The organism is Pseudomonas ficuserectae, from assembly GCF_024584585.1.
GTDB classification, from domain to species: Bacteria; Pseudomonadota; Gammaproteobacteria; order Pseudomonadales; family Pseudomonadaceae; genus Aquipseudomonas; species Aquipseudomonas amygdali.
The window spans coordinates 5,966,302-5,981,440 of record NZ_CP085684.1 but is presented as its reverse complement, the minus strand read 5'-3'; the positions used below and the strand labels follow the sequence as shown (position 1 = coordinate 5,981,440).

The window sequence follows — 15,139 nt, the reverse complement described above, 5'->3', positions numbered from 1 at the left end:
GTTGTGATGCATGACAACAGGCCGTTTGCTCAGCGAACAGATATGTTATCGACGTATTTGCGAATCAATTCCTTGTTGGCATCGCTGAAGTAATAGCAGGGGATGATTGAGGTGGTGGAATATCCCCACATAGTCGTCTGGCATGGAAAACCGCTAGCCGCCTCATGCGTAGCGCCAAACAGGTGGCCGATCTCATGCGGCAGCGTGTTGTAATCTTTCAGGGACGCCATCGCGACGTGATGGCTTGTTGCTGCAACGCCGTGTAACGTCCCGTGGATTTTATTGGAAGTCACCAGCACGTATTTATGGCGCTCGGACGGGCGTGGCAGGTTTTTAGCGTCTGCATAAGCGGTGCTCGTCTGAAATAGCCTGTATAACGACTGTTCATCCTCCTCCCCACGATAGGCGAAGTCTGTAAGGCCCGGTTCGTCGTTGATGAATGTGACCGTTGTCCTGCGCCCCGTGATTTCCTGCAACTGAGCGAGAAAGGGATTCAAGTAGTTGTCACCCAGTTCAGCGCGTTCATATTTTGTCAGTTGATCGTGCATGATCACGAACAGTCCCAGATTGGGGCCGGCGGCGCTGGCAAATGGCAGGTAAAAAAAGACGGCAAGTGACAGCCAGACTGTCAGTTTGTTTTTCATTGGTACGTTCTCATCCTTGAGAGTCAGGTTAGATTGCGACTTCAATGTCGCGCTTCCAGTTAAACAAATACTGTCCGGGCCTGACAGTCCTGCTATGTCGTTTAGTGTCGTAGGGCAAGGCCTTTCATGTTGTAAGGCGCGCTGGTTAACGTGTTGGAATTTCAGTGTGTCCGGCTCTAGGGCACGGCTTGCGTCGATCTCTGGCGGTGCTGCTGACAGAAGGTGATCGCAGGTGCTTTAAACTCACCACTTTGCGGTATACTGCGCGGCCTTTGGCCGGCTAAATCGGTCACTATTCGTACAACAAGCCACGCCGGTTCCCCCGCGTGGCTTGTTGTTTTCAGACGCGCCTGCGGGCGCCCGATGAGAGGCACGACGATGAGCGCACTGGTTGGCGTGATCATGGGCTCCAAGTCCGATTGGTCCACCCTTAGCCACACTGCCGACATGCTGGAAAAGCTCGGCATCCCTTATGAAGTCAAGGTGGTTTCAGCTCACCGCACGCCGGACCTGCTGTTCCAGTACGCCGACGAAGCAGAGGGCCGTGGCATTGAAGTGATCATCGCCGGTGCTGGCGGTGCCGCTCACTTGCCTGGCATGTGTGCCGCCAAGACCTACCTGCCTGTGCTGGGCGTTCCGGTACAGTCGTCGATGCTGTCGGGTGTCGACTCCCTGCTGTCGATCGTGCAGATGCCTGCGGGTATTCCGGTAGCGACCCTGGCCATCGGCAAAGCGGGGGCGATCAACGCTGCGCTGCTTTCGGCCAGTATCCTGGGCGCCAAACACCCTCAATTCCACGCAGCGCTGAAGAAATTCCGCGCTGAGCAGACAGACAGCGTCCTGGACAATCCAGACCCACGCCACGCCTGAGGTTTTTCCATGAAGATCGGTGTAATCGGTGGCGGCCAGCTCGGCCGCATGTTGGCATTGGCAGGTACGCCGCTGGGCATGAACTTCGCCTTTCTCGATCCCGCGCCGGATGCCTGTGCTGCTGCACTTGGCGAGCATCTGCGTGCCGATTACGGTGATCTGGACCATCTGCGTCAGTTGGCTGATGAAGTCGATCTGGTGACTTTCGAGTTCGAAAGCGTTCCGGCCGAGACCGTGGCGTTTCTGTCGCAGTTCGTACCGGTCTATCCGAGCGCCGAGGCGTTGCGCATTGCGCGTGACCGTTGGTTTGAAAAAAGCATGTTCAAGGATCTGGGCATTCCGACGCCCGCATTCGCCGATATTCAGTCGCAGGCCGATCTGGATGCTGCGGTGGCCAGCATTGGCCTGCCGGCCGTGCTCAAGACTCGTACGCTGGGTTATGACGGCAAGGGCCAGAAGGTCCTGCGCTCGGCAGCAGATGTGACCGGTACATTCGCCGAGCTGGGCAGCGTGCCTTGCCTGCTGGAAGGCTTCGTGCCGTTCACTGGCGAAGTGTCGCTGATCGCCGTTCGCGCACGTGATGGCGAGACCCGGTTCTACCCGCTGGTTCACAACACGCACGACAGCGGCATCCTGCGCCTGTCCATCGCCAGCACCGACCACCCTTTGCAGGCACTGGCCGAAGACTACGCCGGTCGTGTACTGAAGCAGCTGGATTACGTGGGCGTGCTGGCATTCGAGTTCTTTGAGGTCGACGGCGGCCTGAAAGCCAACGAGATTGCGCCGCGGGTACACAACTCCGGTCACTGGACGACCGAAGGCGCCGAGTGCAGCCAGTTCGAAAACCACCTGCGGGCGGTTGCCGGTCTGCCGCTGGGCTCCACAGCCAAGGTCGGCGAGAGCGCCATGCTCAATTTCATCGGTGAAGTGCCAGCAGTGGACAAGGTCATCGCCGTCGAAGATTGCCACCTGCACCACTACGGCAAGGCATTCAAGGCAGGCCGCAAAGTAGGGCACGCTACGGTCCGCAGCGTTGACCGCGCTACGCTGGATCGTCAGGTGAAGCTGGTTGAAGCGTTGATCAAGGGCTGATCAGGCCCGCGGCTATCGTGCCAATGCTCTGCGCTCGACGTAATACACAAATCCAACTGACTATCGTGCCAATGCTCCGCGTTGGCATGCATTGGGTGACGCTCCGCGTCACGAAATGCATTACCACGCGGAGCGTGGGAACGAGAATTAGCGGGGTGTCAGCCCTGTTTAGCCGTTCTGCGCTGTCGCCAGGCCCTGTCATTCATGAAGAATCCTCCACCTCGAAGCAAACTGTCCATTGCGCCGGAACCATTCCCTGCCGCTGTTCTCAGATAGCAGTAGGTCGGGGCTGCTCATTAGCCCAGGCATATTCACTTAATACAGAGGGGAATGGCATGGGTATCATTGGAACCATCTTTATCGGCCTGATCGTTGGTCTGCTGGCTCGCTTCCTGAAGCCGGGCGACGACAGCATGGGCTGGATCATGACCATCGTACTGGGTATCGCCGGCTCGCTCGCAGCCACTTATGGTGGTCAGGCGCTGGGTATCTATCAAGCGGGCGAGGGTGCAGGTTTCCTCGGCGCGCTGGTAGGTGCAATCATCCTACTGGTTATCTACGGCATGATCAAAAAGAAATAACGTTTAATGTTCAGCCCTCTGTTCTGCGCAGTACAGAGGGCTAGAATGCGCGGCAACTCTTCCTTCTTTGCCGAGCTTTATCATGCGCCGCTTCTTGTTGATGACTCTTCTGCTGCTGTCCGGGCTTGCACACGCCCAGTTGCCGGAAACCGACTGGCTTGAGTTGATGCCCAAGTCCGATCAAAAAGCTCTCGAAGCCATGCCCGAGATTGACCACAACTCTCCGGAAGCGATGGGCACGTTCGACAGCAAGGGTGGCTTGAAGCAGAGCAAGGGTTTGCCAGCGGTCATGTATTCGACCAAGACCGTCCCGGCAATGAACGGCAAGACCATTCGTCTTGGCGGTTACCCTGTACCCCTCGAAACCGATGCCAAGGGCCACAGCACGCTGTTCTTCATCGTGCCCTATCCAGGCGCCTGCATTCACGTTCCGCCACCGCCGCCCAACCAATTGGTGCTGGTGCGTTACCCCAAAGGCCTGAAACTGGATGATATCTACACACCACTGTGGGTAGAAGGCACCCTGAAAATCGAGAAGGTCAGTAACGATCTGGCTGATGCGGCGTATGCGATGGATGCGTCAAAGGTCCGCGTTGTGGTTGAGTCGGACCTTTGATGGGCTTGATCAATAACTGATCAGAGCGCCTCGCTCCAGATACTCACACCCAGAACATGCATCTGGTCGGGGGCCAGCGTCACCACATCGTCCAGCACGTTGGCCGTTTCGACGCAGACCATGCGCTGCCAGCCATCTGCTGCCATGTCGGTGAATTTGCCGGTTTTCTCGATCCACGGGTTCCACAGGATGGCTGATTTCGAGCCGGTACTGCGGATATGGATGCGGCGCTGCCATTGGGGGTCAACGATGCTGAGTACCCCCGGCGTATCCTTGTAGATACGGTCGGTTTCGCCAGTGAACGTCAGGTCGCCGGCCTGTTCACGTTCTTCCCAGTTTGCCAGGGTTTCGATGTAGCGCAGGCCGTCGAGCCCTTCGACGCTGACCTGACGAACATCGCTGACGGCGAAATAGGTATGCAGCGCCTGGCTGATAACGACAGATTCTGTGCCGCAGTTGTAGCTGACCAGACTGACGTTCAGGGCATGGTCCAGACGGATGCTGAGTTTCAGGGCGACGTTGTGCGGCCAGCCTGGCAGGTGGCCTTCGGCTTCCGGAAGGACGAACTCCACCAGCAGTGCATCGCCATCTGCTCCGATCCCCAGCAACTGCCAATCCAGCGCTCGCACTTCACCATGCGCCTTGGCAGGTTCGCTGCTGTCGCGCATTGCCTGCACGCTTTGCGGGTTGCGTTCCAGGTTACCGAACCACGGCCAGCAGATGGGCATGCCCGCGCGAATGGGTTTGCCTTGCTTGAAAACCGCCTCTTCATTCAGCCACACCAGAGGCTGCTGTCCTGCCACTTGATAGCTGAGGATATGCGCGCCCTGCTGCGCAACCACCAGCTCTGCTTCGCCGTGGCGAATACGCCAGCAGTTCAGTTCGTCGTACTGGACAGATTCAACGTTGGGTTCAACCGGGGATGTTGGCATGCAAAGTTCTCACTCAATGACCGTGACGAAAATAGACCGCTTCACGCAAGGTGAGTTTAACCGGGCAGCCATCCTTGGGTTGAGCAACCAGTTACCGTCGTGCGGGAACCGAGCGTGTCCGCCCGCTGGAATCTATGGCCACGAACACGAATGCGGCCTCAGTGACCTTGCGCCATTCGCTGGTGAGCGGGTCATCGCTCCACACTTCGACCATCATCTTGATCGAGGTGCGTCCGACTTCCAGGGTGCGGGTGTAAAAGGAAAGCTGCTCGCCAACTGCGACCGGGACCAGAAACGCCATGCGATCAATCGCCACGGTCGCTACACGGCCGCCGGCCACTTTACTGGCCATGGCTGTACCCGCCAGGTCCATCTGGGAGACCAGCCAGCCGCCGAAGATGTCGCCAAAGCCATTGGTTTCGCGGGGAAGGGCGGTAATTTGCAGTGCAAGGTCGCCTTGCGGAGTTGGATCTTCTTGTTCGAGCTCGATCATGCCTAGGGTGCCTCTGACCCATGACTCTCATTATTGTATGCCGCGGTTAACAGGCGCCATTCAAAACCATGCGCATGAACATTGTGTGTCCAGTGCTGGTGTGGCCCATAGAGAAACTCTGCGAAACCCGCTGATTCAGACGTTTTCGCACAACTTCCCAGTGCTGCTGACGACTTGCGAGTATATCGGGCGTTGCGTCATAGAACGACCGTCTGGTTTCCATTTTGTAATGATGCAGTTCTTGACATGTGTTTTTGAGAGCAATTTGCTATCTTGCTGGACCTCTACAGGTGACAAGACTGCCTGTACACGCAATTTTGGTGCCTATCTGCGCCTTTGCCCTCGACAATCGCTTCTGCACGGCACCCCGCAGCAGCCAGCGTTGCTGTCGCTTGCCCCTTTTTAAAGAACAAGTAAAGAGAAGCCTTGTCATGTCATCTGTTCCTTCAAGTTCCACGCAGCCTGCGCGGCCTTTGACCCGCAGCGATTACAAAACCCTTTCGCTGTCTGCTTTGGGTGGCGCGCTGGAGTTCTACGACTTCATCATTTTCGTGTTTTTCGCGGCGGTGGTCGGCAAGCTGTTTTTCCCGGTGGACATGCCCGACTGGCTGCGCATGATGCAGACGTTCGGCATTTTCGCCGCCGGTTATCTGGCGAGGCCCCTGGGCGGCATTATCATGGCGCACTTCGGCGATCTGCTGGGGCGCAAGAAAATGTTCACGCTGAGCATTTTCATGATGGCGGTGCCGACCCTGATCATGGGTCTGCTACCGACCTACGCACAGATCGGCATGTGGGCGCCGATTCTGCTGCTGTTGATGCGCGTCATTCAAGGTGCCGCCATCGGCGGTGAAGTGCCTGGCGCTTGGGTCTTCGTGTCCGAGCATGTGCCTGCACGGCGTGTCGGGTATGCCTGCGGCACCCTGACCGCGGGCCTGACAGCGGGCATCTTGCTGGGCTCGCTGGTCGCCACGGCGATCAACAGTATTTATACCCCGGTCGAAGTGTCGGATTACGCCTGGCGGATCCCTTTCCTGCTGGGCGGCGTGTTTGGCCTGATGTCGGTTTATCTGCGCCGTCTGTTGCACGAAACGCCGGTGTTCGCCGAACTGCAACTGCGCAAGGCGCTGGCTGAAGAAGTGCCGCTCAAGGCGGTGCTGCGTGATCATCGTGGCGCCGTTGCGCTGTCGATGCTGATGACCTGGTTGCTCTCGGCCGGCATCATCGTCGTTATCCTGATGACTCCGACCATTCTGCAAACCATCTATGGCTTTCCGGCCGCTACCGCTCTGAAAGCCAACAGCCTGGCAATTGTCTTCCTGAGCGTGGGTTGCATCGCAGCGGGCGCCCTGGCGGATCGTTTCGGCGCAGGCTGGGTGTTTCTGCTGGGCAGCGCAGGGTTGCTGGTCAGTTCCTGGACGTTCTATCACATCCTCGGCAGCCATCCGGAAGTGCTGTTCCCGCTGTATGCCGTGACAGGGCTGTTCGTTGGCACTATCGGCGCGGTTCCTTATGTCATGGTCAAGGCTTTCCCGCCCGTGGTGCGTTTCTCCGGGCTGTCGTTCTCCTACAACCTGGCATACGCCATTTTCGGGGGGCTGACGCCGATGGTGGTGACGTTCATGCTCAAGAGCAGCCCGATGGGCTCGGCCTGGTATGTCGCGATTCTCTGCGGCCTGGGTATGGCAATCGGCGTGTTTTTGCTCACCAGAAAGCGTTGATCAGCACCCACTGGTAAAACGCTCAAGGTATCCGCTACAGCGAAAGGCTATCTCCCTGCGAGGGGCGATGGCCTTTTCATCTTATTGTCATAATCAATTCATAGAGTAGTCACAAGACTGGCCCAAAAGGCTTGTGGACACCTACATACCCTGCCAGGAGCGCAAGGATGACACTCAAGCGTTTGATGGCTGCACTGATATGGGTTGCCGCCAGCGCGACGGCAGCCAATACGCTGGCTGCCGTCGACCCTGCCATCAAGGCCTATACCAGGACCTCCGGTGTGTCGGGCAATCTCTCCAGTGTCGGCTCCGATACTCTGGCAAATCTGATGACCCTGTGGGCCGAGGCCTACAAGAAAGAATACCCGAGCGTGAACATCCAGATTCAAGCGGCCGGCTCCTCCACGGCGCCACCCGCGCTGACCGAGGGCACGGCCAATCTGGGCCCGATGAGCCGCAGGATGAAAGACGGCGAGCTGTCGGCTTTCGAGCAGAAGCATGGCTACAAACCGACCGCTATTCCGGTCGCTGTGGACGCATTGGCCGTATTCGTGCACAAGGACAATCCGATCAAGGGCCTGACCCTGCAGCAGGTGGACGCAATCTTTTCTGCGACCCGGCTGTGTGGTGCCAGGGCGGATGCGAAAACCTGGGGCGATGTTGGCGTGATCGGCGATCTGGCAGGGAAACCGATCCAGTTGTTCGGTCGTAACTCAGTGTCGGGTACCTACGGTTATTTCAAGGAAGAAGCGCTGTGCAAAGGCGACTTCAAGGCCAACGTCAACGAGCAGCCCGGCTCTGCTTCGGTGGTCAGCGCGATCAGCAATTCGCTTAACGGCATCGGTTATTCGGGCATCGGTTACAAGACATCCAACGTCAGAACTGTGCCGCTGGCGAAGAAGGAAGGGGGCGAGTTTGTCGAAGACAGCGAAGCCAATACCCTTAACGGCAGTTATCCACTGTCGCGCTTCCTTTATGTGTACGTGAACAAGGCGCCGAACCAGCCCTTGGCGCCGCTGGAGGCCGAGTTTGTAAAACTGGTGCTGTCGAGACAGGGCCAGGAAGTGGTGATGAAGGACGGTTATATCCCGCTGCCGGCCCGTGTCGTCGAGAAGACGCTGGCCGATCTTGGCCTGCAGGGCGCGGGCGGCGTGTCGGTAAAGTAGTCACGTACGCGTTGGAGCGGGGCTCAATGGACTGGCCTACATACAAATTGAACAGTCCGCCGCCGGTTTCGCAGGCAGCGGGCTTTCTTGCGTCACCTTGCTGTAATGTTTCTGTCATACAAGGCGTCTACGGTGTGTGCGCATGAATGAGCTGTTCAAATCGACGATGGACCAAAGCTCGCCTCCAGCGCGTATTGATTTCAATACGCCTGCGATGGTGAGAAAGCGTCGTGTCCGTGCGTTCAAGGATCGCCTCACTCACTGGTACGTCGCTATTGGTGGCCTTGCCGTTCTGGCGGCTATCACACTGATCTTCTTCTATCTGGCCTATGTCGTCGCGCCGCTCTTCAAAGGCGCAAGCCTCACCTCCGAACCCGTGCTGAATACCGCCTGGATGCAGGGTGCGGGTGCGCCGTTGATGATCGCAATCGAAGAGCAGAACCAGATCGGGATGCGCATTTCCGACAAGGGTGAAGTCATCTTTTTCAACGTCAAGGATGGCGCAGAGCTGCATAAGGTTGTCTTGCCACTGCCCGCTGGCGTGTCTGTCGCTTCCATCGGCAAGGATCAGCCCGGCGCGCCATTGATAGCCCTGGGACTGTCCAATGGCCAGGTGCTGGTGTTCAGGCACTCGTACCTGACGACCTACCCGAACAATCAGAAAACCATCACCCCGAGCGTGGCCTGGCCCTACGGCGAAGCGCCTTTGGTGCTGGATGAGGCCGGTCGTGCAGTCGAGCATGTGACCGTCAGTGCCGATGGCGACAGCCTGAAGCTGGCAGGGTCTACCGGTACTCAGTTGCACGTTATTTCGCTCGAGCAGAAAGAAAACATGATGACCGGCGAGATGACGCGTGAGCAGACGCGCATCGAGCTACCGCAGATGTCGGCCGCCGTTAAAGCGATTTACATCGACCCGCGCCAGCAATGGTTGTATGTCATCAATGGTCGCGCTCAGGCGGATGTGTTCAGCCTGCGCGACCGAACCCTCAATGGCCGCTATAAATTGCTGGAAGACGGTAACGCCGAGATCACGGCGAGTGCCCAACTGGTCGGCGGTATTTCGCTGATCATTGGCAACTCAAAGGGCAGCATGTCCCAGTGGTTCATGGCCCGGGACACTGACGGCGAGCAGCGTCTGATGCGCATCCGCGACTTTAAAATGGGCAGCGCACCTATCGAGCAGATCAAGGCCGAACAGCGGCGCAAGGGCTTCATTGCTCTGGACGCCTCGGGAAGGCTTGGCGTGTTCCACAGCACCGCGCACCGAACCTTGCTGATCGACAAGGTAACTGACGGTCCCGGCATTCTGGCGTTATCGCCGCGCGCCAACCGGGTTCTGATCGAAAGCGCTGGCAAGCTGTTGCCGCTGGCGCTGGACAACCCGCACCCGGAAGTCTCCTGGAGCTCGCTATGGGGCAAGGTCTGGTATGAGAATTACGACGAGCCCAAGTACGTTTGGCAATCCACGGCGTCCAACTCCGACTTCGAGCCGAAGCTGAGCCTGGCACCGTTGACCTACGGCACCCTGAAAGCGGCGTTCTACGCCATGCTGCTGGCCGCGCCGCTGGCCGTGGCTGCCGCGATCTACACCGCCTACTTCATGGCGCCGGGCATGCGCCGCAAGGTCAAGCCGGTGATTGAATTGATGGAAGCGATGCCGACGGTGATTCTCGGTTTCTTTGCCGGATTGTTTCTGGCGCCGTACCTGGAAGGTCATTTGCCGGGCATCTTCAGTTTGCTGCTACTCACGCCGATCGGCATTTTGCTGGCGGGCTTTTTCTGGACCCGTCTGCCTGACTCGCTTCGCCTGCGCGTGCCCGATGGCTGGGAAGGCGCGATCCTGATTCCCGTTGTGCTATTGGTGGGCTGGTTTTCACTGAGCATGAGTCCGCACCTGGAGAGCTGGTTCTTCGGCGGCGACATGAGCACATGGATCCGCGACCAACTGGGCATCACCTACGATCAGCGCAACGCGTTGGTGGTCGGCATTGCAATGGGTTTCGCGGTGATCCCCAACATCTATTCAATTGCCGAAGACGCCGTGTTCAGCGTGCCGCGCAGCCTGACACTGGGCTCTCTGGCGCTGGGCGCGACGCCGTGGCAGACCCTGACGCGTGTAGTCATCCTGACCGCCAGCCCCGGTATTTTTTCGGCCTTGATGATCGGCATGGGCCGGGCGGTGGGGGAAACCATGATTGTGCTGATGGCGACCGGCAACACGCCGATCATGGACATGAATCTGTTTGAAGGCATGCGCACGCTGGCGGCCAATGTCGCGGTGGAGATGCCGGAGTCGGAAGTGGGCGGCAGCCATTATCGGGTGCTGTTTCTGGCGGCCTTGGTGCTGTTGATGTTCACCTTCGTGATGAACACCCTCGCAGAGTTGATTCGTCAGCGACTGCGCAAGCAATACTCGGCGTTGTAAGGAAGGTAGGCGTTGGTGAAGCGGAACTCCCTCAAGAGCTGGTTCAGAAGCGGCGCCCCTGGCGTCTGGATGAGTGCGGGTGCCGTATCCATCGCTGTCATCATGACCATCGGCCTGCTGGCAGTGATCGCCGTGCGGGGTCTTGGGCACTTCTGGCCCGCTGATCTGGTGGTCGCACGTTATGCGGTGCCCAGTCAGGAATCGAGTGTGCTGGTCGGTGAGCGGGTCGAGCAGGAACAGGTTCCTCGTGCGCGTTTGAAAAGCGCGGGTCTGCCGGTGCCTGACCAAGGGCCGGAGTTCATGACCCGTGAGCTGTTCAAGGTTGGCAACCGTGACCTCAACCCCAGCGATTTCACCTGGGTTGTGGGCGACTGGTTGACCGACCAGAGCCGTCCTGCCGAACTGATGACACTGGAGCGCCGGGAGTGGGGCAATTTCTACGGCTATCTGGTCAACGTCAAGGAAGATGGCCGGATAGTGGCGCAAGGCGAAGCTGCCTGGCCGATCCTGCAAGAGCGCATCAAACGCGTCGAAAAGCTGGCTGACGAACTCTACATTCTGGAAAAGAAAGACATCGGGGCCATCAATCACGGTATTGAGCGCCTGCGTCTGCAGGCCCGCAAGCTGGAACTCAATGGCCGGCTCGATGCCGCTGCGCAAGCTGACATGGCTGCAGAACGTGCCGAGCTGGACGCGCGTTACAAGGTCATCGAGGGGCGTCTGGACGGTCTGCATGAGGCTTTCGATCGCGACAGCCTGACGGCACGCGATGGCAATGGCAAAGAAATCGAACTCAGCCTGGGCAAAGTGGTGCGTGCTTACCAGCCCAACGCGATGGGCACCGTTACCAAGCTGGGTTTCTACTTCCAGAAACTGTGGGAATTTCTCAGTGACGACCCTCGCGAAGCCAACACCGAAGGGGGTATTTTCCCGGCTATCTTCGGCACGGTGATGATGACCCTGATCATGGCAGTGATCGTGACGCCGTTCGGTGTGCTGGCAGCGGTTTACCTGCGCGAGTACGCGCGTCAGGGGCCGGTTACCCGGCTGATCCGCATTGCGGTGAACAACCTGGCCGGTGTGCCGGCGATTGTGTACGGCGTGTTCGGCCTCGGGTTTTTCGTTTATGTGCTCGGCGGCTCGGTAGACCGGCTGTTCTTTCCTGAAGCGCTGCCAGCCCCGACGTTTGGTACGCCAGGCCTGTTATGGGCCTCGCTGACCCTGGCGCTGCTGGCCGTGCCGGTGGTGATCGTGGCCACCGAAGAAGGGTTGGCGCGTATTCCGCTGACCCTGCGCGAAGGCTCGCTGGCGCTGGGCGCGACCAAGGCCGAGACGCTGTGGAAGATTGTATTGCCAATGGCCAGCCCGGCAATGATGACCGGCCTGATTCTGGCGGTGGCGCGTGCCGCCGGGGAAGTTGCGCCATTGATGCTGGTGGGCGTGGTCAAACTGGCCCCGTCGCTGCCGCTGGATGGCAACTATCCTTATCTGCATCTCGATCAGAAGATCATGCACCTGGGTTTCCACATTTACGACGTCGGCTTCCAGAGCCCGAACGTCGAGGCGGCACGCCCGCTGGTCTACGCCACCGCGCTGTTGCTGGTGCTGGTCATCGCCTTGCTCAATCTCTCGGCTGTGAGTATCCGTAACCATTTGCGGGAAAAATATAAGGCGCTCGACAATTGATCCCGAATTCGCCCTTTGGCAAACGCAGCCGTTCGATGAAGCGAATCGTTCGCACAGGAGCAATCCATGCAGCATGAAAGCCCGACTCACGGCATGAACATGTCGGCCCTGAGGCGTCACAAGCAACGCTTGGATCTGGCCGATGAGAGCGTGGCCATCGAAGTGCCGGGCCTGAATCTGTTCTATGGCGACAAGCAGGCGCTGTTCGATATTGCCCTGAATATCCCGAAGCAGAAGGTGACCTCGTTCATCGGTCCGTCCGGGTGTGGCAAATCGACGTTGTTGCGCTGCTTCAACCGCATGAACGACCTGGTCGATGGTTGCCGGGTCGAGGGCGCGATCAACCTGTACGGGCACAACATCTACACCAAGGGCGAGGAAGTCGCCGAGTTGCGTCGCCGCGTCGGCATGGTGTTTCAGAAGCCCAATCCGTTCCCCAAGACGATTTATGAAAACGTGGTCTACGGGCTGCGTATTCAGGGGATCAACAAGAAGCGCGTACTCGATGAAGCCGTCGAGTGGGCGCTGAAAGCCTCTGCGCTCTGGGATGAGGTCAAGGATCGACTGCATGAGTCGGCGTTGGGTTTGTCCGGAGGGCAGCAACAGCGTCTGGTCATTGCCCGAACGATCGCCGTGGAGCCGGAAGTTTTGCTGCTCGACGAACCCTGCTCGGCACTTGACCCGATTTCGACCCTTAAAGTCGAAGAACTGATCTACGAACTGAAATCGAAATACACCATTGTGATCGTTACGCACAACATGCAGCAGGCGGCTCGGGTGTCGGATTACACCGCGTTTATGTACATGGGCAAACTTGTCGAGTTCGGTGATACAGACACCTTGTTCACCAACCCGGCAAAAAAACAGACAGAAGACTACATCACCGGTCGTTACGGCTAGGACGTGCTTCGTCAGACCTGAACCACCGCTGCGTTTTCGCTATTAACCGGACGTTCCAAGGACACCCAGCATGATCCACAAAGACAGCCATACGCATCACATTTCCCAACAGTTCAACGCTGAACTCGAAGACGTTCGCAGCCATTTGCTCGAAATGGGTGGTCTGGTCGAGAAGCAGGTGAACGATTCTGTCACGGCACTGATCGAGGCCGACTCCGGTCTTGCCCAGCGCGTTCGCGAGGTCGACGACCGGATCAATCAGATGGAGCGCAGCATTGACGAAGAATGCCTGCGCATCCTGGCTCGTCGCCAGCCAGCGGCGTCCGATCTGCGCCTGATCATCAGCATTTCCAAGTCGGTGATCGACCTGGAGCGCATCGGTGATGAAGCCACCAAGATCGCCCGCCGTGCCATCAAACTCTGCGAAGAGGGCGAGGCGCCACGCGGTTATGTCGAGGTCCGTCATATCGGTGATCAGGTGCGCAACATGGTTCGCGATGCCCTGGACTCGTTCGCGCGTTTCGACGCCGAGCTGGCCCTGTCGGTGGCGCAGTACGACAAGACCATCGATCGTGAGTACAAAACCGCCCTGCGCGAGCTGGCGACCTACATGATGGAAGATCCACGCTCGATCTCCCGCGTGCTGGACGTCATCTGGGTGCTGCGCTCTCTGGAGCGCATCGGCGACCATGCTCGCAACATTTCCGAGCTGGTGATTTATCTGGTGCGGGGCACCGACGTGCGGCACATGGGGCTCAAGCGCATGAAGGAAGAAGTGCAGGGTATCTCGAGCGAAACCGCTAATGTTCCGGGCGACGCTGACGATAAGTAAGATTGCCTGCGAGAAAAACGCCCAGCATGCGCTGGGCGTTTTTCGTTGTGCAGACGAGTATTCCCGTCGCCTGCGGATTAAATGTCGCGGCGCAGTCAATCAATATGGCAGTTGGCTATCGGTCAACGCTATGCTTGCCGAAACAAAGGGCGTGTTGGCATACCGCAGTTCGCCTTCAGGTGAACACGCCCGCAGGAGCGTCGATGAGTAAGGTCAGTGTATTGGTGGTGGATGACGCGACTTTCATTCGCGACTTGGTCAAGAAAGGGCTGCGCAATTATTTTCCCGGGATTCATACCGAGGACGCAGTCAATGGTCGCAAGGCTCAGGCTTTGCTGGGCAAAGAGTCGTTCGATCTGATTCTGTGCGACTGGGAAATGCCCGAGATGTCCGGCCTGGAGCTGTTGACATGGTGTCGTGAGCAAGACAATTACCTGAGAACCGTGCCGTTCATCATGGTGACCAGCCGTGGCGACAAGGAAAACGTCGTGCAGGCTATTCAGGCCGGCGTGACCGATTTTGTCGGCAAACCGTTCACCAACGAGCAGTTGCTGACCAAGGTCAAGAAGGCGCTGGCAAAGGTCGGCAAGCTTGATGCGGTCATGTCCACAGCCCCGGCACGCATGAACTCGCCGCTCAATGACTCGCTCAGTGCATTGACCGGCGGCAAGGCCGAAGTGGTTCGCGCCACGCCAGCTGCCGCGCCTGCCGGTATCGCCAAAGCGCCGCCTGTAGCAGCCAAATCGCCGGAGCCTGCCGGTCGTGGACAGGGTCAGTTGCGCCTGCCCAACGGCATTCAGTCGTGCGTGATCAAGGCTTTGACGCTGAAAGACGCCACACTGGTGATACGCGTCAGCGAAAACCTGCCGCAGGTGCTCGACAGTGCGGTACTGGACCTTGAGCAAGGCGAGAGCAACGAGGTCGCACGCCTGAATGGCTACCTGCACTCCGTTGCCGCGTTCGAGCAGAAGCCTGACAGTGAATGGCTGCAAGTGACTTTCCGCTTTGTCGATCAGGATGCGCAGAAGCTCGACTACCTGTCGCGCCTGATCGCACGTGGCACGGCTCAGAAGCACTTCATCCCCGGAGCCTGATACACGCCTCCTGCTGACTGGCATGCCGACGTTCGCGTTGGCATGCCCCAAATACCTACTGCACAGCTACCTAATAACTTCACC

14 protein-coding genes are annotated in these 15,139 nt (G+C 58.4%); 11 read left to right on the top strand and 3 right to left on the bottom strand.

All coding sequences use genetic code 11. The annotated features are described in order from the left end of the window. Nucleotides 1-29: 29 nt before the first annotated feature. Complete coding sequence (locus tag LJU29_RS26880; protein WP_005734972.1) at nucleotides 30-644, bottom strand: reprolysin-like metallopeptidase; 615 nt, start codon at nucleotides 642-644, stop codon at nucleotides 30-32. Nucleotides 645-1,022: 378 nt separating this feature from the next. Here LJU29_RS26880 and purE point away from each other — a divergent pair, with 378 nt between their 5' ends. From purE to LJU29_RS26860, 4 genes are all read left to right on the top strand, one after another. Then, nucleotides 1,023-1,514, top strand: a complete 492-nt coding sequence (gene purE / locus LJU29_RS26875; protein ID WP_057454338.1) for a 5-(carboxyamino)imidazole ribonucleotide mutase — start codon at nucleotides 1,023-1,025, stop codon at nucleotides 1,512-1,514. A gap of 9 nt (nucleotides 1,515-1,523) precedes the next feature. Then, on the top strand, nucleotides 1,524-2,606 hold the full coding sequence (locus tag LJU29_RS26870) for a 5-(carboxyamino)imidazole ribonucleotide synthase (protein WP_054995301.1): 1,083 nt from the start codon (nucleotides 1,524-1,526) through the stop codon (nucleotides 2,604-2,606). 335 nt (nucleotides 2,607-2,941) lie between these two features. Further along, the gene (locus tag LJU29_RS26865; RefSeq protein ID WP_002555896.1) at nucleotides 2,942-3,187 is read left to right on the top strand and encodes a GlsB/YeaQ/YmgE family stress response membrane protein; all 246 of its coding nucleotides are present in this window, start codon (nucleotides 2,942-2,944) and stop codon (nucleotides 3,185-3,187) included. Between the two features lie 82 nt (nucleotides 3,188-3,269). Next, nucleotides 3,270-3,803 (top strand): DUF3299 domain-containing protein, encoded by a 534-nt coding sequence (locus LJU29_RS26860; RefSeq protein ID WP_002555895.1) that lies wholly within the window; start codon nucleotides 3,270-3,272, stop codon nucleotides 3,801-3,803. 20 nt (nucleotides 3,804-3,823) lie between these two features. On the opposite strand, the gene LJU29_RS26855 is transcribed toward LJU29_RS26860, so the two are convergent. Further along, the gene (locus LJU29_RS26855; RefSeq protein ID WP_257111439.1) at nucleotides 3,824-4,735 is read right to left on the bottom strand and encodes a D-hexose-6-phosphate mutarotase; all 912 of its coding nucleotides are present in this window, start codon (nucleotides 4,733-4,735) and stop codon (nucleotides 3,824-3,826) included. 91 nt (nucleotides 4,736-4,826) lie between these two features. Then, nucleotides 4,827-5,228 carry an acyl-CoA thioesterase gene (locus LJU29_RS26850; protein ID WP_002555893.1) on the bottom strand — a complete coding sequence of 134 codons (402 nt, stop codon included), beginning with the start codon at nucleotides 5,226-5,228 and terminating at the stop codon, nucleotides 4,827-4,829. A gap of 431 nt (nucleotides 5,229-5,659) precedes the next feature. Between LJU29_RS26850 and LJU29_RS26845 the strand changes: the two genes are divergently transcribed. The 7 genes from LJU29_RS26845 to LJU29_RS26815 all read left to right on the top strand — a co-directional run bounded on the left by LJU29_RS26845 (nucleotide 5,660) and on the right by LJU29_RS26815 (nucleotide 15,055). Then, complete coding sequence (locus LJU29_RS26845) at nucleotides 5,660-6,949, top strand: MFS transporter (RefSeq protein ID WP_257111438.1); 1,290 nt, start codon at nucleotides 5,660-5,662, stop codon at nucleotides 6,947-6,949. A 167-nt stretch (nucleotides 6,950-7,116) separates the two neighbouring features. Further along, complete coding sequence (locus LJU29_RS26840) at nucleotides 7,117-8,115, top strand: phosphate ABC transporter substrate-binding protein PstS (RefSeq protein ID WP_122358717.1); 999 nt, start codon at nucleotides 7,117-7,119, stop codon at nucleotides 8,113-8,115. Between the two features lie 142 nt (nucleotides 8,116-8,257). Beyond that, the gene (locus tag LJU29_RS26835) at nucleotides 8,258-10,543 is read left to right on the top strand and encodes an ABC transporter permease subunit (protein WP_183137957.1); all 2,286 of its coding nucleotides are present in this window, start codon (nucleotides 8,258-8,260) and stop codon (nucleotides 10,541-10,543) included. A 69-nt stretch (nucleotides 10,544-10,612) separates the two neighbouring features. Continuing rightward, nucleotides 10,613-12,229, top strand: a complete 1,617-nt coding sequence (pstA, locus tag LJU29_RS26830; protein WP_257112890.1) for a phosphate ABC transporter permease PstA — start codon at nucleotides 10,613-10,615, stop codon at nucleotides 12,227-12,229. A 66-nt stretch (nucleotides 12,230-12,295) separates the two neighbouring features. Further along, on the top strand, nucleotides 12,296-13,129 hold the full coding sequence (gene pstB, locus LJU29_RS26825; protein WP_057402029.1) for a phosphate ABC transporter ATP-binding protein PstB: 834 nt from the start codon (nucleotides 12,296-12,298) through the stop codon (nucleotides 13,127-13,129). A gap of 70 nt (nucleotides 13,130-13,199) precedes the next feature. Further along, nucleotides 13,200-13,961 carry a phosphate signaling complex protein PhoU gene (phoU, locus tag LJU29_RS26820; protein ID WP_002555887.1) on the top strand — a complete coding sequence of 254 codons (762 nt, stop codon included), beginning with the start codon at nucleotides 13,200-13,202 and terminating at the stop codon, nucleotides 13,959-13,961. 203 nt (nucleotides 13,962-14,164) lie between these two features. Continuing rightward, nucleotides 14,165-15,055, top strand: coding sequence for a response regulator (locus tag LJU29_RS26815; RefSeq protein ID WP_002555886.1), 891 nt, complete (start codon nucleotides 14,165-14,167; stop codon nucleotides 15,053-15,055). Nucleotides 15,056-15,139: the final 84 nt, after the last annotated feature.